The 19,813-nt window shown below is 27.8% G+C and carries 22 protein-coding genes; 12 read left to right on the forward strand and 10 right to left on the reverse strand.

Annotated elements, in window-relative coordinates:
* Positions 1-312, forward strand: a 312-nt coding sequence (locus CAMP5063_RS04970; protein WP_263673186.1) for a flagellin, incomplete at its 5' end; no start/stop codon positions are given.
* 27 nt (positions 313-339) lie between these two features.
* Here the strand turns inward: CAMP5063_RS04970 and CAMP5063_RS04975 are convergent.
* Genes CAMP5063_RS04975 through pseI form a run of 5 tightly spaced genes read right to left on the reverse strand, consistent with a single transcriptional unit; the run spans position 340 to position 8,834 of the window.
* Complete coding sequence (locus tag CAMP5063_RS04975; protein ID WP_337194919.1) at positions 340-2,220, reverse strand: motility associated factor glycosyltransferase family protein; 1,881 nt, start codon at positions 2,218-2,220, stop codon at positions 340-342.
* Positions 2,221-2,252: 32 nt separating this feature from the next.
* Complete coding sequence (locus tag CAMP5063_RS04980; RefSeq protein ID WP_337194920.1) at positions 2,253-4,100, reverse strand: motility associated factor glycosyltransferase family protein; 1,848 nt, start codon at positions 4,098-4,100, stop codon at positions 2,253-2,255.
* Between the two features lie 2 nt (positions 4,101-4,102).
* Entirely contained in the window at positions 4,103-5,839 is a 1,737-nt protein-coding gene (locus CAMP5063_RS04985; RefSeq protein WP_337194921.1) for a motility associated factor glycosyltransferase family protein, read from the reverse strand.
* A gap of 56 nt (positions 5,840-5,895) precedes the next feature.
* Entirely contained in the window at positions 5,896-7,797 is a 1,902-nt protein-coding gene (locus tag CAMP5063_RS04990; protein ID WP_337194922.1) for a motility associated factor glycosyltransferase family protein, read from the reverse strand.
* Positions 7,798-7,799: 2 nt separating this feature from the next.
* Positions 7,800-8,834 (reverse strand): pseudaminic acid synthase, encoded by a 1,035-nt coding sequence (gene pseI, locus CAMP5063_RS04995; protein ID WP_337194923.1) that lies wholly within the window; start codon positions 8,832-8,834, stop codon positions 7,800-7,802.
* Positions 8,835-8,953: 119 nt separating this feature from the next.
* On the opposite strand from pseI, the gene CAMP5063_RS05000 reads away from it, so the two are divergent.
* Genes CAMP5063_RS05000 through CAMP5063_RS05010 form a run of 3 tightly spaced genes read left to right on the forward strand, consistent with a single transcriptional unit; the run spans position 8,954 to position 10,424 of the window.
* Positions 8,954-9,376 carry a chemotaxis protein CheX gene (locus CAMP5063_RS05000; protein WP_337194924.1) on the forward strand — a complete coding sequence of 141 codons (423 nt, stop codon included), beginning with the start codon at positions 8,954-8,956 and terminating at the stop codon, positions 9,374-9,376.
* Positions 9,373-9,669 (forward strand): flagellar motor switch protein FliN, encoded by a 297-nt coding sequence (gene fliN, locus CAMP5063_RS05005; RefSeq protein WP_133319684.1) that lies wholly within the window; start codon positions 9,373-9,375, stop codon positions 9,667-9,669. Before CAMP5063_RS05000 ends, fliN begins: the two co-directional genes overlap by 4 nt.
* On the forward strand, positions 9,666-10,424 hold the full coding sequence (locus CAMP5063_RS05010) for a hypothetical protein (RefSeq protein WP_337194925.1): 759 nt from the start codon (positions 9,666-9,668) through the stop codon (positions 10,422-10,424). The genes fliN and CAMP5063_RS05010 overlap by 4 nt, the downstream gene beginning before the upstream one ends.
* On the opposite strand, the gene CAMP5063_RS05015 is transcribed toward CAMP5063_RS05010, so the two are convergent.
* The 5 genes from CAMP5063_RS05015 to plsY all read right to left on the reverse strand — a co-directional run bounded on the left by CAMP5063_RS05015 (position 10,421) and on the right by plsY (position 13,947).
* Positions 10,421-11,917, reverse strand: a complete 1,497-nt coding sequence (locus CAMP5063_RS05015) for a Ppx/GppA phosphatase family protein (RefSeq protein ID WP_263671103.1) — start codon at positions 11,915-11,917, stop codon at positions 10,421-10,423. The genes CAMP5063_RS05010 and CAMP5063_RS05015 overlap by 4 nt on opposite strands.
* Positions 11,917-12,162 (reverse strand): YfhL family 4Fe-4S dicluster ferredoxin, encoded by a 246-nt coding sequence (locus CAMP5063_RS05020; RefSeq protein WP_012660922.1) that lies wholly within the window; start codon positions 12,160-12,162, stop codon positions 11,917-11,919. Before CAMP5063_RS05020 ends, CAMP5063_RS05015 begins: the two co-directional genes overlap by 1 nt.
* 119 nt (positions 12,163-12,281) lie before the next feature.
* Positions 12,282-12,956, reverse strand: coding sequence for a homeostatic response regulator transcription factor HsrA (gene hsrA, locus CAMP5063_RS05025; RefSeq protein ID WP_133319681.1), 675 nt, complete (start codon positions 12,954-12,956; stop codon positions 12,282-12,284).
* 77 nt (positions 12,957-13,033) lie between these two features.
* The gene (locus tag CAMP5063_RS05030) at positions 13,034-13,351 is read right to left on the reverse strand and encodes a dihydroneopterin aldolase (protein ID WP_133319680.1); all 318 of its coding nucleotides are present in this window, start codon (positions 13,349-13,351) and stop codon (positions 13,034-13,036) included.
* On the reverse strand, positions 13,336-13,947 hold the full coding sequence (gene plsY / locus CAMP5063_RS05035; protein ID WP_337194926.1) for a glycerol-3-phosphate 1-O-acyltransferase PlsY: 612 nt from the start codon (positions 13,945-13,947) through the stop codon (positions 13,336-13,338). The genes CAMP5063_RS05030 and plsY overlap by 16 nt, the downstream gene beginning before the upstream one ends.
* Positions 13,948-14,145: 198 nt before the next feature.
* Between plsY and CAMP5063_RS05040 the strand changes: the two genes are divergently transcribed.
* From CAMP5063_RS05040 to CAMP5063_RS05075, 8 genes are all read left to right on the forward strand, one after another.
* A complete protein-coding gene (locus CAMP5063_RS05040; protein ID WP_133319678.1) occupies positions 14,146-15,180 on the forward strand; it encodes a cytochrome-c peroxidase in 1,035 nt (344 codons plus the stop codon).
* Positions 15,181-15,330: 150 nt separating this feature from the next.
* Positions 15,331-15,639 (forward strand): 50S ribosomal protein L21, encoded by a 309-nt coding sequence (gene rplU / locus CAMP5063_RS05045; RefSeq protein ID WP_263659711.1) that lies wholly within the window; start codon positions 15,331-15,333, stop codon positions 15,637-15,639.
* A gap of 10 nt (positions 15,640-15,649) precedes the next feature.
* Positions 15,650-15,904: a 50S ribosomal protein L27 gene (gene rpmA, locus CAMP5063_RS05050; protein ID WP_039649045.1), complete on the forward strand. Its 255-nt coding sequence runs from the start codon at positions 15,650-15,652 to the stop codon at positions 15,902-15,904.
* 95 nt (positions 15,905-15,999) lie between these two features.
* On the forward strand, positions 16,000-17,043 hold the full coding sequence (gene obgE, locus CAMP5063_RS05055; RefSeq protein WP_087685080.1) for a GTPase ObgE: 1,044 nt from the start codon (positions 16,000-16,002) through the stop codon (positions 17,041-17,043).
* On the forward strand, positions 17,043-17,510 hold the full coding sequence (locus tag CAMP5063_RS05060) for a DUF6194 family protein (RefSeq protein WP_133319675.1): 468 nt from the start codon (positions 17,043-17,045) through the stop codon (positions 17,508-17,510). The genes obgE and CAMP5063_RS05060 overlap by 1 nt, the downstream gene beginning before the upstream one ends.
* The gene (gene fmt, locus CAMP5063_RS05065; protein ID WP_337194927.1) at positions 17,507-18,418 is read left to right on the forward strand and encodes a methionyl-tRNA formyltransferase; all 912 of its coding nucleotides are present in this window, start codon (positions 17,507-17,509) and stop codon (positions 18,416-18,418) included. The genes CAMP5063_RS05060 and fmt overlap by 4 nt, the downstream gene beginning before the upstream one ends.
* Positions 18,399-19,034, forward strand: coding sequence for a biotin--[acetyl-CoA-carboxylase] ligase (locus CAMP5063_RS05070; protein WP_220566507.1), 636 nt, complete (start codon positions 18,399-18,401; stop codon positions 19,032-19,034). Before fmt ends, CAMP5063_RS05070 begins: the two co-directional genes overlap by 20 nt.
* A complete protein-coding gene (locus CAMP5063_RS05075) occupies positions 19,031-19,813 on the forward strand; it encodes a ParA family protein (protein ID WP_012660935.1) in 783 nt (260 codons plus the stop codon). Before CAMP5063_RS05070 ends, CAMP5063_RS05075 begins: the two co-directional genes overlap by 4 nt.

Consider the following 19,813-nt stretch of genomic DNA (forward strand, 5'->3'; position numbering starts at 1 on the left):
AATGATCAAACTCCAGGCGTTACTACTCTTAAAGGTGCTATGGCTGTGATGGATATAGTAGAAACTGCTACAGCAAATTTAGATGCCATTAGAGCTGATATTGGTGCGGTGCAAAATCAAATTACAGCTACACTAAATAACATCAGTGTAACCCAAGTAAATATCAAATCAGCTGAATCAAACATCAGGGATGTAGACTTTGCAGCAGAAAGTGCAAATTTCTCTAAATACAACATCTTAGCTCAAAGTGGATCTTATGCTATGAGTCAGGCTAATGCTGTGCAACAAAATGTTTTAAAACTCTTACAATAAATCCAAAGAATATAAGGCAGTTTTGCCTTATATTAAATTTCTTTTTTCTAAAATATCTTGTAAAGGTATGATGGCTATTTTTAAAGCTTTTTCTTGGACTAAAGCTAACTCGCTGATTTCTTCTAGCCAAGATTTATGTGCTGTAATCCAAGCAACAAGTTTATTTTGTTTATCGCTATCATTGCGCATAGGATTAACATAAATTTTTGAAAAAGAACTTTCAAGATGAAATAAAGAAGGACTTAAAACTTCTCTTAAGAAAATGTATTTATTGCTTTCTATAGTCTCTTTTAGTTGATCTATTTTTGCATTTAACTCATGTAAGGTATAGTGTGTTTTGCTTTGATAGTTTAATTCTTTATGTAATTTTTTACAAATTTTTAAGAATTTTTCATTAGCTTTTATATTTTGTTTGATTTGTTTGTAAGCTTTTAGCATAAGCTCTTGGCTATCTTTGCGTTTTGGCGGATTTAGCTTTGGAAAAGGTTTTTTTACTTCATCTTTTAAAAACTCTTTACAAATTTCTTTAAAAGGTTTTTCTATGGTTCCTTCTATCCTTGCCCCACCTTCTGTGGCATTGTAAATTTTTGCTTTTGTTTGTTTGTGAAATAAACTTTCAAAAATTTGTTTAAATAATATCCAAACCTCTGAACTTTGCACATAAGTTTTTCCGCCATAAGCTAAGGTTTCAAATTTTCCATGATCGCGTTCAAAATCTCCTTCGTGATAACTTTCATGTAAAAATCCTTCACTATGAGTTTGTCCATCATCACTATAAGCTAAATCTTGTCCTATTAAGATGATATTTTCATGCCCTAGTAAAAGTGCTAGTTCATAGTTTAAATGTGCTACGCTCATTCCACCGCTTACATAGCCAAAATCATGTAATCCTAAAGAATAAGCAAAAGGCATTGATCTTGAAACTAAAATATATTTTCTTTTATTTTTTTCTAAAAATTTTATACTATCTTTATATACTAGTGAAACTAAAATAAAAGTAATGTCTTTATCAAATTCTTTAAAATCATTATCAAAGCATTTTGAAGTAACATCATCTCTTTCTAGCATGCAAACATAATCAGGTTTTATACCCGCTTTTGCTAAGATAGGATAAGCGCTATCAGCACAAAATATAGTAGCTTTATTAGCATATTTTTTAAGTAAAGGAAGTTGTTTTTTTAAAGAAGGTCCAGTAGCTACCAATATAGCATTTTTGCTTTTATTTGATCTTTTTTTCTTAAATTCGCTAAAACTTGGATGTGTAAGCATTTTAGGTAAATTTAGAACAAATTGCTCTATGCCTTGCATAGCATCAATTGGATCATTTCCTCTTCTTAAAGCAATATTTTTAATAACTTTGGAATTTAAATCATTTATGTTTTTAATTTCTTCTTTTTGTCTTTCTTCATAAAATTCGCAATGAATATGTAGAGTGTAAGTTTTTAAAAATAAATTTAAAAAAGAGCACAATGTATCAGCTTTTGTATAGTTAAATTCCTTTGTATGGATTAAAATAAATCTATCTTCTAAAAGTTCTTTGGAAAAATCTATCATATTAAAAACTAAAAATATTAACTCAATGTCTTTTTCGTATACAATAACTTTTTTATGTTCTTTATTTGCAAGCAAACTTTTGTAAAATATACCATTGCCTAATCCATAGAAAAAAAGTATAGGGTATCTTAAGTATTCTTTATTAAATAACTCAATTTTTTCTTGTAGTTCTTTTAAAGGATTTATATATAAATTTTTTATATTTTTATAGCATATATTACAATTTAAAGGATCTTTATCAAAAACATAAATATAATCTTTAGCTTCTTTTATTCTACCTAATTTTCTTTTTAGTGTTTGATATTCACTTCCTTTTAAGGCTTTTAAATTTTTTTTAAAAATCTCTGTTTTCATTTTTATCCTTTTTGATTAAAAAAATAATATCGTCATTTTTTAATATATTTTTCTAAATTATTTTTAGTCAGAATGTCTTTTATAAAACATTTTTTGTTTAAAAGAATTATTTCTAATTTTTTTAGGGTGATAATAATGAGTTGAAAGTATTCTAAATGAGAGTTGATCCAAAATTTACTTTTTTCTTTTTGCATTTGTTGGCTTTTTGGGATTATTACAAAAATTTTTGCAAGATGAAAGCGTAGTTGATCTAAATAACAAGCGAGTAAAAGTCTTATTAAAGCATTATCTTTAAAATCATCAAGATCAAACTCGTCTAGATATTGTAATGTAATATTTGCATCAGATGAATTGTTGATAAAATTGATTATATTTTGATACTTTTTTAAGTATTTTTCTATATCTTCTAATAATTTAATTAATTTATGATAGGTCTTTAGCAAATATTCTTGTTTTTTATCCGGGGTAAAGTTTTCTAAAATAGGAAAATCTTTTTCAATTTTTTCTTTTAAAAACTCTTCACAAATTTCTTTAAAAGGTTTTTCTATAGCTCCTTCTATCCTTGCTCCACCTTCTGTGGCATTGTAAATTTTTGCTTTTGAATTTGTGATTAAATGTTCAAGATTAGTTTTAAACATATCCCATGCAATATGTGTTTTTACATAGCCCTTGCCACCATAAGCCAAAGTATCAATTTTTTCCAATCGACTTTCATAAGTTGGACTATGCTTGTAGTTTGTAGGGTGAGAGTGTCCTAGATCATTAAAAGCTAAGTCTTGTCCTATAAAGAAAATATTTTTAAAATTTAATAGATTGGCAAATATAAAAGCTAAATGAGCAACAGAAATTGCTAAATCAACATAACCAAAAGCATTTAAACCAAAATAAGTTTCAAAAGTTTCTTTTGATATGCATATAAATTTTCTATTATTTTGCTCTAGATAGTTAATTGCATTAGGATGAACTAATGAAGTTAAAATAAATAATGTGTTTTTATCAAAATTTTTAAAGTCATTATTAAAAAACTCCGCAGTAATTTTTCCTCTTTCAACCATAAAAACATAATCAGGCTTGATATTTTCTTGATATAAAATAGGATAAGCACTATCAGCGCAAAAAATTACCACATTATCTTGATACTGTTTGAGTAAAGGTAGCTGCTTGCTTAAAGATGGTCCAGTAGATACTATGATTGCATTTTTACTCAATGTATTTCTTTTATTTAGCAATTCTTTTAAGCAAGGTTTTGAAAGCATTTTTGGAATATTTTCCATGAATTGTTCTATCCCTTGTAAAGTATCTTTAGTGTCTGTTCCTTTTATAGTTGCAATAGATCTTATACAAGAGAGTATTTTTTGATTTAAATTTAAGATATCATTTGCAAATCTTTCATAGTATCTAGAATGTATTTCTAAAAAATATGTTCTTATAAATTCTCTAAAAGGATTTCTTGACATTAAAGAAAGTAATGCAGAATTTGGCATATTGCATTGTGCTAAAATTAGTTTATTTGTTTTTAATTCTTTTGAAAAATCTATATGAAAAAACAAGCTATATATTAATTCCAAGTTGTCTTCAAAAACTATGATATGCTTTAAATTTGGATTTTGCAAAAGAGCTTTATATAAAATTCCATTTCCAAATCCAAAAAAATAAAGCACAGGATATAATTTATACATTTGATCATATTTTGCCAGCATAGTATTTAATTCTAAAATAGGATTTTCATAAATTATCTTTCCTTGTTTATCTTTAATATTAATATCTAAAGAATCGTTTCCTTGTATTATTTTATATGGTGTTTTTTTGATGTTTTTAAAAAGTTTTTGAAAAGATGGGTTAAGGGATTGGATATTTTTCTTAAAAAGCTCATGATTCATAATTATACCTTTAAATTTTCTTTTATAGTTTTATTATAATTTTCAAGATATAAAATAATCTCATCAAAAAAATCGATTTGTTGTTCTAAGAAAGATTTTGTATTTTTTTCTTTTTCAACTTTGTATTTTAAAACCTCACATTCATTTTGAAAGCATCTAGCTTGTAAAATATCTGAAAAAAATTCACTTTTTGGGAGCTTAAGTCTTAGTTTTTCTAATCTTTCTAAGCTTTTATCTTTAATAGCTTTTTTACATTCATTGATAAAAATTTCACTTTGTTTTATTTGTTTGTTGAGTTTTTCTTTGCATTGTTTTAGTTTTTTTTGTGGATTTTTTGCTTTTGTTAAAATAATATTTTTTTCAATTTTTTCTTTTAAAAACTCTTCACAAATTTCTTTAAAAGGTTTTTCTATGGTCCCTTCTATCCTTGCCCCACCTTCTGTGGCATTATAAGTTTTGATTTTTAATATATCTCTAGCTAGAGCTATATCTTTTTCAAAACTTTTTAAAAACAAATACCATGTGAGTTGTGTTTTTACTTCTTTATTGCCTCCATATGCACAGATTGTTTTATAAACAACTTCTTCGTCTCCTTGATCACCATATAAATGTTCTTTTGGGTGAGACTTTCCATCATCACTATAAGCTAGATCTTGCCCTATTAAAATAATATTTTCAAATCTTAAAGCTCCAGCTAACTCATAAGCCATATTAGCAACACTCATGCCATTTCCCAAAAAACCATATTCATTTAAGCCAAGTTTGCTTTCAAAAAACAAAGGTCTTAAAACAAGCATATAATTTCTATTATTTTTTTCTAAATATTCTATGGTTTTAGGATGAGTTAAAGAAGCTATGATAAATAATATATTTTTATCAAATTCTCCAAAATCATTATTAAAAAATTCGCTAGTAAAATCTACTCTTTCTAGTGAAAAGACATAATCAGGCTTAATTCCCTCTTTGGCTAAGATAGCATAAGAGCTATCAGCACTAAAAATCACAACATTTTCTTGGTATTTTTTTAAAAGCGGAAGTTGTTTCATCAAAGAAGGACCTGTTGAAACTATAATGGCATTTTTTGCTTTTGCTTTTCTATCTTTTATTAGATTTTTAAAAGGCGTATGAGTGATGATTTTTTCTAAATTTATAATATTATGTTTTATTCCTAGCAAAGCATCTTTTGGGTCATTTCCACGAGCAAGCATTAGTGTTTTTATGAGATTTAATAAAATTTGCATCACATTTTGAGCATTGGGTGTATAAAAATTAATATAAAAATCATTATAAAAATGAAAATTGAAAATTTTCAGCGTATGTTTGATTTGCGGATAATTAAATAAAACTTTAAGTTGAGCGGTGTTGATATTTGGTGTAAAAAACAAAATAAGTTTTTCTTTTCTAAGAAGTGTGGTAAAATCAATCATATGAAAAGCTAGATATAAAATTTCTAATTCTTCTTCAAAAATAACAATATGTTTTAAATTCTGATTTTTTAAAAGTTCTATAAAAAATTTTCCATCGCCAAAACCATAAAAAAATAATACTGGATATAATTGAAATTTATCATAATCAAAAGAATGATTTTCATCTAAAAAAACTTGATTTTGCAAATCAAAAATTTTATTTTCTATGATTTTAAATTTATGATTTTGAGTGATTTTTCTCAACTCATAAGCTAGTATTTGATCTACTTCAAAAAGAGCTTGGGTGTTTTTTAAAAATAATTCTTTATTCATTTAAAGTCCAAATTTTTATTTTATTATATCAAAATTACTATATTTTATAAAAAACATTAAAACAAGGTATTTTTTATCCTTGAAATTTGTTTTTGGAGATTTTTATTTATCAATTCTTTTTCTAAATTTGTAATATTTTTTTCTAGACTTTCTTGTAATTTTTTTATATGGCCTATTATAAGTTCTAACCATTCTAAGTGTTCTTTAATCCAAAGATAATTTTTGTTAAAAACATCTTCTTTTGTTTTTGGGTTAAGTACATAAATTCTAGCAAGATTAAGCTCAAATTGAGTATTTAAAGGATTAACTAATTCTTTTAAAACATTTATTTTTTCAAATTTAGTTTTAAAACAATCTAATTCTTTAATCAATAATGAAAAATTCTTTTCATCATTTCCCATAAAATTTAATTTGTTTGATAAGTGAATGCATTCTTTGATTAAAGTATGGCATAGCTTTAAAACTTGATGAATTTTGTAAAATGCTTTTAACATTAATTCTTTTTGCTTGTTCTCATTTAATTTTTCAAGTTTAGCAAAAGGTTTTTTGAGTTCTTTTGTTAGTAGTTCTTTGCATACTTGTTTAAATGGTTTTTCTATGGTATGATTAATTCTGGCTCCACCTTCGGTGCAATTAAAGGTTGTAATATTAAGAAATTTCTTTGCATTAAAAACAGCTTCTTCTATTTGGGTTTTAAAAAGTATCCAGGTTTCATGTGTTTTAACCAAGCTATTTCCACCATAAGCTATGATTTTTTCTTGCTTAAATATATTACTTTCGTAGTTAGCGCTATAATAATATTCTTCTGGATGCGAAGCTCCATCATCAGCATAAGCTAAGTCTTGACCTATAAATATAATATTTTTAAAATCTAAATTTAAAGCTAAAAAATATGCCATGGTTGCTACACTACTTCCCATGCCCATATGTCCAAAATGAGTTAGTTTTAAAGAATGTGCTATCGGTGAAAAATCCATAATATTAATAATTTTTAATTGCTTTTTGATTAGATATATAAAAGTATTTTTGTGCACCAAATGTTTCAAAACAAACACTATATCCTTATCAAAATCACCAAAATTATTATTAAAGAATTCTGATGTTTTTTCTGTTCTTTCTAAAGATAATACATAATCAGGTTTTATATTGTGTTTTGCTAGTATAGGATAAGCACTATCAGCACAAAATATACTAGCATAATTAGCATATTGCTTTAATAAAGGAAGTTGTTTTATTAGCGATGGTCCTGTAGAAACTATGATTGCGTTTTTTGCTTGTTTTTTTCTTTTTAAAAGTAATTCTTTGAAAGAATAATTTGAGATAATATCAGGAAGATTATAAACAAAATTTTCTATACCTTGTAAGGCATCTTGAGATGAATTTCCATTGCTTAACACAACTTGCTTTATGTATTCTTGTATTTTTATGTTGAGTTTTAAAATATCTTCTTGATATTTTTCATAATAATTGCAGTGTAAATCTAAAAAATATGTTCTTAAAAAATTAAAGAAAGGGTTATTGTAGAAAAGTATTTGAAAATCAATCACTTTTAAATCATTATTATCTAAAATAATCAAAGAATTATTTTCTAATTCCTCACTAAAATCTATACATTGAAAACTTAGATAAATAAATTCTATTTCTTTTTCAAAAATAACTATTTTTTGTCTATTTTTGTTTTGTAAAAGGGCTTTATATAAAATTCCATTACCAAAACCATAAAAATAAAGCACAGGGTATAAAAGATATTTATCATTATATAAGTTTAGTTTTTCATTTAACTCACTAAGAGTATTGCTATATAGTGTATACCCCCCCCCATGATGTATAAAATTAATATCTAGGGAGTCTTTTCCTTGTAGAATTTGGAAATTTTGGGGTTTAAAATTTTCTAATTTTTCTTTTAATTTTTTATTTTTTAAAGCTTCTAAATTTTTATTAAAAATATGTTTTTCCATGATTATCCCTTGAAATGTTTTTCTTCTAAAGCTTTAGCAAATTCTATATCACAACTTGCTTTTTTACCAAGCATGATAGGTAAAAATTTAGGATGCAAACCTAGGCTCGGTCTTACGCTTTTTATATTTTCTCGTGTGAAAATATCACCTTTTTTGATGTCTTTGCTTGCGTATAAACTTCTTGCAAAATGGCGGTTTTTTAAAGTTTTTTCATCCATGCTAAATTCTTTGTTTCCTAAAGCTTGCTCGCTTAAACGCACCATAGAACACATTTGCTTAAATTCCTCAAAATCAAGACTAAATTTAGCATCAGCGCTATTTAAAGTTTTGTCTAATATAAAATGTTTTTCTATAACTCTTGCACCAAGAGCTACGGCTAAAGTTGGTGCTAAAAATCCCTCGCTATGATCACTTAAACCAATAATAGTGTTAAATTTTTCTTGTAAAGTTTTTATGACATTTAAATTTAAATCACAAATTTGTGAAGGATAAGCTGAGGTGCATTTTAGCAAAATCAAATTCGGATTGTTTTCTTCTTTAAAAATTTTAACAATCATTTCAAGTTCTTCTTCATAGGCTATGCCTGTAGAAACTAAAGTAGGTTTGTTTTCTTTTGCTACATAACGCAAAAAATCATAATCATTTGCTTCAAAGGAGGCGATTTTATAAGCTGGGGGATTAAATTGCCTTAAAAAATTTACATCTTCTTTAGAAAAAGGACTAGAAAAGCAAATTAAACCTTCATTTTTAGCACATTCAAAAAGTTTTTCATGCCACTCATAAGGAGTTTTAGCTTCTTCGTAGAGCTCATATAGTTTGCGTCCATGCCATAAACCACCTTCAATAATAAAATCTTTTTTGTCAGAATTTAGTGTTAAGCTATCTGGGGTATAGGTTTGAATTTTTATAGCATTAGCTCCTGCTTTTTTAGCTGCTTGTATAGTTTTTAAAGCTATTTCAAGACTATTTGCATGATTGGCTGAAAGTTCAGCGATGATGAAAACTTTTTCATTTATGTTAAAATTTTCTATAAACATCAAAAAACCTTTTTTAATTTAAATAAAAATTTACTATATTTTATATTTTAATTATTAATTGTGATTAAAGGTTTATTTAGTAAAATAAATTTATTATAAAGTTATCTAAGGAAAAAACTATGACTAAAACACTAGAATATTCAATTTATCACTTTTGTGAACACATTTTAAAACTTAAAATTACATCAACAAGCGTGATTAGAGGCGAGCTTTATGGGGCTTCTATACCTTTGTATTTTAAAGATGAAGAATATAGTTTTTATCTGTTTTTTCAAAAAAAGGCTCTTAATGAGATTGCGCAATTTTTATTGCATGAAGAGTTAAAAGAAGATGATCTAGCAGATTTAGTAAAAGAAGTAGCTAATCAAATTATAGGTTATGCCAAAAAATTACTTAATGACACTAATGGCAAAGATGAATATCGCTTGGGTGTTCCTGAATATTTAGGACGTATTGATGGATTTTCAAAAATCAAACTCAAAGAAAAATTTACTTATGAAATGAAAAATGCTCGTTTTAGAATAGGTTATAAAAAATTATGATAGAAGATCATTTAGGATTGTTGCAATCTTATGAAGATATTTTAGATATTAGCGTTGATTTTGTTAGTGAGCTTGGTACTACTAATATGAGCGTAAGAGAGCTTTTAAAGCTAGAAGTTGGTTCTGTGATAGACCTTGAAAAGCCAGCGGGTGAAAGCGTGGAACTTTATTTAAATAGAAGAATTTTTGGAAAAGGTGAGGTAATGGTGTATGAGAAAAACCTTGCTATAAGGATTAATGAAATTTTAGATTCTAAATCAGTATTGCAGTATTTCAAAAAAGAATTGCAATGAAATTTATTTGGATTTTACTACTTGCTTTACCTCTTTTTGGGGCAAAAATTCTTGATTACAATATTTATCCAAGAGAAGATAGGGTGGATATTACTTTTTCATTTGATGTTCCTTATAAAGAAGGTATTAGTCGAAAGAAAAAAGATGGTATTATTATTTTTACTTTAAATGCTAAAAGTGCAAAAGAGGAAGATAGAGCGTTAAATTCTGATATTATAAAAAAAATTAAAATTTTTTCAGAAGATAAAAAAACTTTTATAGCTTTAAGTGTAGGTGATAAAATACAAATTACCGCTGATGCGATTGGTGAATATGGTTTAAGATTGCGTGCTCAAAAAGAAGGTGTAAATTTAAGTACTAAAAAAAGCTTAGAGGAAAAAAACGAGGAAATAAAAATGCAAGAATATGATTTTACAAATTATATTTTAGTTGTAAGCGTTTTGATACTTTTGCTTGTTGGACTTTGGTTTTTAAAAATATATCTAAGACAAAAACACCCTTTAGATAGGAATTTTAATTTAATCTTTCAAAGACCACTTGATAGACACAATCAACTTGTAGTTTTTGAGTATGGTTTGAAGCGTTATACTATGATTATAGGAAACTCTAATGTGGTATTAGAAACAAATGAAGCTTTGATAAAAAATGAAGAACAAAACAAAGCACCTCAAAAGCCAAAAGAAAAAGATTTTGACTCTTATTTTGAAGAAAATAAACAAAGATTGCAAAATTTACTTTTAAAACAAAATAATTAATTTTGCTGATTAAAAGCCAAAATGATAAGTTTTGGCTTTGAAATTTTTTTGATTTCTTCTTTTGAAAAATAAATTTGTTTTTTAGTCGAGTATATATACAAAGTATGATTTTTTAGCGTGAAATCAAGATTCTCATCAGTGTCTTTTGCAAGTTTTTTTGATAAAGCTAAAATAAAATTAAGCCAAGCTAATATGTGATTATTTGGTAGTAAATCTTTTATATTTTCTATCGCAAATGGATTGATTTTTTTTCCATTGGCTTTTAAAATAGTAGAAATTAATAAAATTTCTTTATGTGAAAAACCAAAATGCAGGCTATTTAGAGCTATATAAGCACTATGTTCATTGGCAAAATAAAAATTAATTCTCTCGCCTATATGCGATAATTTTGCAGCATTTATAAGATCTTTTTTAAAAGTAAGATTAATTTTATGGATAGGCAAAAGAGTATCAAATAGTTTATTTGCAAAATAAGCACTTTTATCATTATAATCTATACTAAAACGATCTTGTATAGATTTTAAGCTTGGATTGAAATTCGGAGGAAATTTGGCATTAAATTTTGAAAAATCCGTTGTTTCGTTTTTTATTTTAGTATATTTTTGAAAAAGATTAGATAAAAATACACCTTCTCTAACACCCACTGCAGAGGTGATGATATTTTTAGCTTTTAAATTTTTTGCTAGTGCTAAAAATATCACACATCCTTCTTTTATAGTATCAAAACGATCTTTTTTTATGTTAAAATCATTTAAATTTTTAGCATTTTGAATTTTTTCTATGTGATTTTTTTCTTTTTCAAAACTATAACTAAAATTATGAATCATTTTTAACGGGTAAGAGTTTTTTTTCATTATAGAATTTGACAATGCCCTTAAACTTCCACCTATGGCAATGATATTTTCATTTTGAAAATGCTTTGGAACTTGTTTTAGTGCTTCTTGTATAAATTGGTCTAGTGCATTAAATTTTTTTGTATCGTAAAAAATTTCTTTTAATCTTACTGTGCCAAGATCAAGTGAAATACAATCTACAATCTTACCTTCTTTGATTAAACAAAGCTCAGTCGATCCTCCACCTATATCTATAGTGGTGGCATTTTGAATATCTGATAGTAAATTTAGCGCAGCAAGCCCACCTAAAAATGACTCTGTTTTTCCATTAATACATTTTATATTTAAACCTACATTTTTTGCTATTCTAGCTATGAAATCTTTAGCATTGGGCGCATCTCTTAATGCAGAAGTTCCAACAGCAATAATTTTTCTACATTTTTCTTTTAAAGCTTTTTCCTTAAAATAAGTTAAAGCTTTTTCGGCTTTAAGCATGGCTTCTTCTTGAAGAATTTTATTATTATTGTAAGCATTTTCTCCAAGTCTTACTTTCTTTTTGTGCTCACTGCAAATGAAAAAACCATATCTTGAGGTTTTTTCAAAAACTACCATACGAACGGAATTAGAGCCAAGGTCAATTACTGCTGTTTTTTTAGCCATTAAATATCTTTATTTTTATGTTTTAAACGAAGCTCATCAATGCTTTCTACATTATCAGGATCAGGTATGATACAATCTACTGGACAAGCTACTATACAAGCTGGTTCTGAAAATTCATTCACACATTCAGTACAAAGATCAGGATCTATGACATAAATTGGATCATTATCATAGATTGCTTCATCGGGACATTCTTCCCTACATGCATCACAGGATATGCATTCTCTAGTGATTAAAAGTGACATATTTTTTTCCTTTTTATAAGTAATAAAGCAAACTTATACTATATAAAAACTTATAGGTAATTTAAAATGAAAGAAAAAACAAAATCTACTTTTTAGAATGATTAAATCATTCTAAAATTTTAGTTAGTTTTTTTAGGAAAACAAAAACGATACCCTCTACGACGCACGGTTTCTATGGTAGAGATGTTAAGCGGTTTATCCATTTTTTGTCTTATTTGATTGATTGCAACCTCTATAACATTTGGAGTTACAAGTTCAGGTTCTTCCCAAATAGCATCTAAAAGTTGTTCTTTTGACACAATCTGATCTGAATGTCTAGCTAAATGAGTTAAAACTTCAAAAGGTTTTCCTTTTAATTCTATATCTTTTCCTTGATAAGTGATTTTTTCTTCATCAGGATCAATCACTAAATCATCAATTTTGATCACATTTGTTCCGCCAAATCTAAGTCTAGCTTCAATTCTCGCCATTAAAATTTCAAAATCTAAAGGTTTTTTTATATAATCATCTGCTCCAGCTTTCAAAGCTTTGATTTCATTTTCTTTATCTGCTTTTGCGCATATTGTAACTATAGCGGTTCTTGGAGATTTTTGCTTAATGGCATTAATTAAATCACTTGCATCATTATTGCCAATAGTCCAATTTGATAATACTAAATCATAGTGTCTAATACCTATAAAATACTCAGCGTCTTTAAAATTTTCTGAAGTATCACTTTGATAGCCAAACTCATTTAAGGTATTTGATAGAGTTTTATTAAGTGATGCTTCATCTTCTACAACTAAAATACGCATTTTATTCCTTTGAAGATAGTTTTAGTGCAAAAGTATAACACAAATTAAGCAAATGTTCAAAATTCTTTAAAAAAATTTTAATATTTTTTACTCAGACTAGCTCCAACGCATGCATTTTTGATAATATCAGGTTTGTAACAAGTGATATTTATAAATTTAAGCTTTTTATTATGTTTTTTAATATCCTTGCATATGTATTTTAAAGATTTTTCTATAGTTTTAAATTTTTTCTTTTTATAAATTTTTTCTATTCTAATACAAAGTTTTGCATAATCTAAAAATTTTTTACTTTTAGCTTCTAGTTCTATAATAACTTTTTGTTCTTGAATTCTTTCAAAATCCAAAAGCCCTATAATACATTTAAATTCTAAACTGACTTTTATATGACTTTGCATTCTTGTTTTCCAATAAGCCTTAAAATATTTGGTATATGTTTATAAATTACTATAAATGCAATAACAAAAATTGGTGCATGGGTGTTGATCACAGGCATGTTATAATGAAAAATAAATGAAGTAGCTATTAAAACAATTAAAGCTCCTAATGAAGCTAAGCTTGAAATTTTAAATACCTTTCCTATGATAAACCAAGCTAAAACCGCAGATATTATTTCAAAAGGTAAAAATACTGCTAAAACCCCAGCCCCTGTAGCCACTCCTTTACCACCTTCAAATTTTAAATAAGGAGAAAAGCAGTGCCCAAATACTGCTAAAACAGCCATAGTCCATAAGATATTTTCATCATAGCCCATAAATTTTGCCACTAATATAGGTATGATTCCTTTTAATGCGTCTAAAATAGCGGTTGCAATAGCAAGTATTTTAGCTAGTTTAGGATCGCTTTCTTTTACTACCCTTAAAACATTTGTAGCGCCTATACTTTTACTACCCATATTTTTAATGTTTATTTTAGCAAAGATTTGAGCTAGTAAAAGCCCAAATGGTATAGCGCCTATGAGATAAGCTAAAAGATAGATTATTAAATTTTCCATTTACTTTTCCCTAAGATTTTTGTAAAACTCTGTAATAATAGCAAAAAACCCTGAAATAAATATTTAAGAGACATTTTCTCCTATAATAATTTTTATTGTTAAATATAAATTTTTTATATTATTTAAAGAAAATTATAGATATATTTTCAATAAGTTTATTTTAAATAGGCTTTATTTTATCTTATTTAGGAGTAGATAATGAAAAAAATTTCATTATTAGTTGCATCATCATTATTAGTTGCATCAACTGCTTTTGCTAACGATAAAGCTTTGCTTGATGAAGCAAAAGCTGCAGGTTTGGCGCCTTTACCAAAAGATCAGACAGGTGTTGAAAAACTATTAAAAGAAATGGGTATTAAAGCTAGTAAATTCTCTAAAGAGAAAGCTAACCTTGGTAAAAAGCTGTATTTTGAGCCAAGACTTTCTAAAAGTGGTTTGATTTCTTGTAATACCTGTCATAATTTAGGTATGGGTGGTACTGATGGTATAGCGGCTGCTGTAGGACATAAATGGACAGCTAATCCTCATCATTTAAATTCGCCAACAGTTTATAACTCAGTTTTAAATTCAACTCAATTTTGGGATGGTAGAGCAGGAACTTTAGCAGACCAAGCAAAAGGGCCAATCGAAGCAGAACCTGAAATGGCAACTCCTGCCAAATTAGCAGTAGAAAAAATAGCTTCTATGCCAGAATATGTAAAAGAATTTAAAAAAGTTTATGGTAGCAGTGGAGTAACTTTTGATAATATTGCAGATGCTATTGCTACATTTGAAAGAACACTTTTAACTCCATCTAAATTTGATAAATTCTTAGAAGGTGATACAAAAGCATTAAATAAAAAAGAAAAAGAAGGTTTGAAAACTTTCATCGATAAAGGCTGTACAGCTTGTCATACAGGGGTAAATTTAGGTGGTAGTATGCAGGCTTTCCAAGTAGCAGCTAAATATAAATTTGCAAATGTAGGAGATTTTAAAGGTGATGCAAATGGCTTAGTTAAAACTCCAACCTTAAGAAATATTGCTGAAACTGCTCCGTATTTTCACAATGGTGCTATTTGGTCTTTACAAGAAGCAATCAAAGAAATGGGCAGTGTGCAACTTGGCATAGAAATTTCTGATAAAGAAGCAGCTTCTATAGAAACTTTCTTACATGCCCTAACAGGTAAAAAACCAAGCATTACTTACCCTCAACTTCCAAAAGCAACTGAAAAAACTCCAAAACCAGAGCTTTAATTTAAATCTTAAGACGCTTTTTGCGTCTTAAGCTTACTTTATATAAAATCAAGATATAATTACTGCTTTTAGCCATTAAAGCTTTCTAAATTTATGTTTATGCATAATGCTTTATGGTGCTACCAAAATATTTTAAGAAAGGATAGCTGTATGTATGCTATTATAAAACACAGTGGAAAACAATACAGAGTAAGCCAAGGTGATGAGCTTAAACTAGATCGTTTTGAAGCTGAAGCAAAATCAAGCATAGAAGTAAGTGAAGTTCTTGCTATATGCGATAAAGAATTAAAGGTAGGTGCGCCGTTTGTTGCGGGTGCAAAAGTTGTTTTAGAAGTGATTGCTCATGGAAAAGACAAAAAAGTTGTGATTTATAAAAAAAGACGCAGAAAAGACTCAAAATTAAAACGCGGTTTTAGAAGACAATTTACTCGCGTTAGAGTAGTAGATATTAAAGCTTAAGGAGTAAAGAATGGCACACAAGAAAGGTCAAGGTTCAACTCAGAATAATCGTGATTCTATAGGTCGTCGTCTAGGTGTTAAAAAATTTGGTGGAGAATTTGTTCGCGCTGGCAACATCATCATCCGCCAAAGAGGAACAGCAACTCATGCGGGTAATAATGTAGGCATAGGAAAAGATCATACAATTTTTGCTTTAATTGATGGTTTCGTAAAATTCGAAAGAAAAGATAAAAATAGAAAAAAAGTTTCTGTTTATCCTGCATAATTTTAAGGCTACTTTGTAGCCTTTTTCTTCTTTTTAATCTTAATATATTAAAAAAAATATAATATCATTTTAAAAATTTATATTTTGGTGATTGTATGTTTATAGATAATGTGAAATTAGTTTTAAGTTCAGGTAATGGTGGCAAAGGTGCTGTGAGTTTTCGCCGTGAAAAACATGTTCCACTCGGTGGGCCTGATGGCGGCGATGGTGGAAATGGCGGCGATGTATATTTTATATGTGATAATAATACCCATACGCTAGCGCACTTTAAAGGTAAAAAAGAACTTAAAGCACAAAATGGCCAGCCAGGCCTAGGTCGTAATAAAAACGGCAAAAGAGGGGAGAGCTTAGAATTAATCGTTCCTCAAGGCACTCAAGTAATTGATGCACAAAGTGGGGAAGTTTTGCTTGATATGTTAGTAGAGGGCCAAAAAGAATTATTTTTAAAAGGCGGTAAAGGTGGTCTTGGTAATACTCATTTTAAAAACTCTACTAATCAACGCCCAGATTATGCCCAACCAGGCGTGGCAGGAAAAACCTTAAGCGTGCGCTTAGAATTAAAACTCATAGCAGATGTTGGACTTGTGGGCTTTCCAAATGTAGGAAAATCCACTCTTATAAGCGTAGTATCTAATGCAAGACCTGAAATAGCTAATTATGAATTTACTACTTTAACTCCAAAACTTGGTATGGTTGAAGTAGATGATTATAATTCTTTTGTGATGGCAGATATCCCAGGTATTATAGAAGGTGCAAGCGATGGCAGGGGTTTGGGACTTGAGTTTTTAAGACATATAGAAAGGACTTCTTTTTTGCTTTTTGTGCTTGATCCATTAAGAGATATGAGTTTAAAAGAGCAATTTTGTATTTTAAGAAAAGAATTGGAAAAATTTTCAAGCAAGCTTTATGCAAGAAATTTTGGCTTAATGCTTTCAAAAAGTGATAGTGTAAATTTAGGCGAAGAATTTGCACAAAAAATGGAAGATGATTATAATGAGCTAAAAGCTTATTTGCAAAGTCAAAATAATCCGCAAAGTTTTTTTATTAAAGTATCAAGCCTTGAAAAAACTGGACTTAAAGAGCTTAAATTTATGCTTTTAGAAGAAGTTAAAAAAATTAGAAGTCAAAATAATCTTTGATGAGTGAAAATTTAACTATAGATTTTATTCAAGAATATATCAAGTCTAATTTTAAAGGCTTGGTATATAAATTTACTTATAAAGAACATAGCTTTTTTTATAATCCCGATAAGGTTTTAAAAAACGGAGTTTATTTTTGCACTATTAAAGAAAATGATGGCATAAATGATAAAGCTTCGAATTTAAATAGAGAAGGTGTATTTCGTCTAAGTTGCTCTCTTTGTGATCAAGATTACCAAAATCTTTTTGGTAAAAAACCTAAAAAAGCTTTAAAGGGTGAGGTTGTTAGTTTAAATTATGATTTTTCTATGCTTGATTTTATCATGCCTCATCCAATTTATGCTTATATGGGATATATTTGCATCAACAACCCTTCTAGAAAAAATTTTGAAATTTTTAAAGATTATCTTGAGCTTTCATATCAAAAAGCTATAAAAACTTATAAAAAAAGGATAGTGGTATTATGAAAAATATCATTTTTATGGGAACTCCATCTTATGCAACTTGTATTTTAAAAGAGCTTGTTGATAAAGGGTTTAATGTCAAAGCTTTATTTACCCAACCTGATAAACCTGTGGGTAGAAAACAAATTTTAACCCCAAGTGATACTAAAAAATTTGTTTTAGAAGATAATTTAAATATAGAAATTTTCACTCCAAAAAGCTTAAAAGATGAAAACATAACTAATAGAATAAAAAGCCTAAAACCTGATTTTATAGTTGTTGCTGCTTATGGGAAGATTTTACCAAAAGAAATTTTAGATATTGCTCCTTGTATCAATTTACATGCTTCCTTACTTCCTAAATATCGCGGGGCTTCGCCTATACAAAGTGCTATTTTAAATGGGGATAAAATAAGCGGGGTTTGTACTATGCTTATGGAAGAAGGGCTTGATAGTGGTGCAATTTTAGAAAGTATAGAATGTGATATAGAAGGTAAAAATTCAGCTGAAGTGTTTATTATGCTTTCAAATTTAGCTGCTAAACTTACTGTTTCTACACTTTTAAATTTTGAAAAAATTATCCCAAAAAAACAAGATGAAAATTTAGTTACACATTGTAAAAAAATCAAAAAAGAAGATGGCTTGATTGCTTTAGATAATGCAAGTGAAATTTATCAAAAATTTTTAGCCTTTACACCTTGGCCTGGAATTTTTTTAGAAAATGGTGTGAAATTTTTAGACATAGAATTAATCGATAATGAAAAAACTCAAAAATCAGGTGTGATTTTACAAATAGAAAAGGAAAGCTTTTTGCTTTCATGTGAAAAAGGTATTTTAAGGATTAAAACTTTACAAGAAAGTGGAAAAAAGGCTTTAGATGCTAAGACTTATTTAAATGGAAAAAGGTTAAAACTTGGAGATAGTTTATTTTGATGAGCTTGAATCAACTCAAATTTATTTAAGTGATAAAATTCGTAGTGGAGAAATTACTAACAATACAGCCATTTGTGCTTTTATTCAAAGTGCTGGTATAGGTAGTAGGGACAATACTTGGCAAAGTAAGCAAGGAAATTTACATGTATCTTTTTGCATAAAAACTCAAGAATTAGCACAAGATCTTCCTTTGGCTTCTGCTAGTATATACTTTGCATTTTTAATGAAAGAAGTATTGCAAAGAAAAAATTCGAAAGTATGGATTAAATGGCCTAATGATTTTTATATAGAAGATAAAAAAATAGGCGGTCTGATGAGTTCTAAAATCAATGATTTTTTGGTTGTAGGAATAGGGATTAATCTTAAATATGCTCCATTTAATGCTGAAATTTTAGATATAGAAGTAGATATAGCAAAACTTTTAAATGAGTATTTTTCTTATGTAGATGAGAAAATTTTATGGAAGAATATTTTTAGCAAGTATATGCTAGAATTTGAAAAATCAAGAAATTTTTTTATACATAATGAAGGTAAGATTTTATCTTTAAAAGATGCTTTGTTGTATAAAGATGGTTCTATATTGTTAGATAATAAAAGGATATATAGTTTAAGATGAGTGAGATAATAACTATTGCAAATCAAAAAGGTGGGGTAGGTAAAACTACTACCGCTATTAATCTAGCGGCTTCTTTAGCAGTAGCTGAAAAAAAGGTTCTTTTGATAGATATTGATCCACAAGCTAATGCTACAACAGGACTTGGTTTTAATAGAAGTAATTATGAGTATAATATTTACCATGTTTTTATAGGCAGGAAAAAACTTTCTGAAATCATTTTAAAAACTGAACTTCCACAATTATACTTAGCTCCATCAAATATTTCTTTGGTTGGAATTGAACAAGAAGTAGTAAAAGAAAGCGGAGAATATAGAACGATTTTAAGAGAAAAAATCAAAGAAATTGCTAAAGATTATGATTTTATTATCATAGACTCACCTCCTGCACTTGGAAGCATTACGGTAAATGCTTTTGCAGCAAGCGATAGTGTTATTATCCCTATACAATGTGAATTTTATGCGCTTGAGGGTGTTGCGATGGTTTTAAACACCATAAAATTTGTGAAAAAAACTATCAATCCAAAGTTAAAAATAAAAGGTTTTTTACCAACTATGTATAGCTCACAAAATAATCTTTCAAAAGATACTGTGGAGGATTTAAAGCAAAATTTCAAACAAAAGTTATTTAGAACAGGTGATAATGAAGATGATTTTATCATCATACCAAGAAATGTAAAACTTGCTGAAAGTCCAAGCTATGGAAAACCTATTATACTTTATGATATAAAATCCCCAGGTTCAGTAGCATATCAAAATTTAGCACATTCTATATTAGGATAA

Origin of the sequence: Campylobacter sp. RM5063, from assembly GCF_024723655.1 — a bacterium.
Lineage (GTDB): Bacteria > Campylobacterota > Campylobacteria > Campylobacterales > Campylobacteraceae > Campylobacter_D > Campylobacter_D lari_D.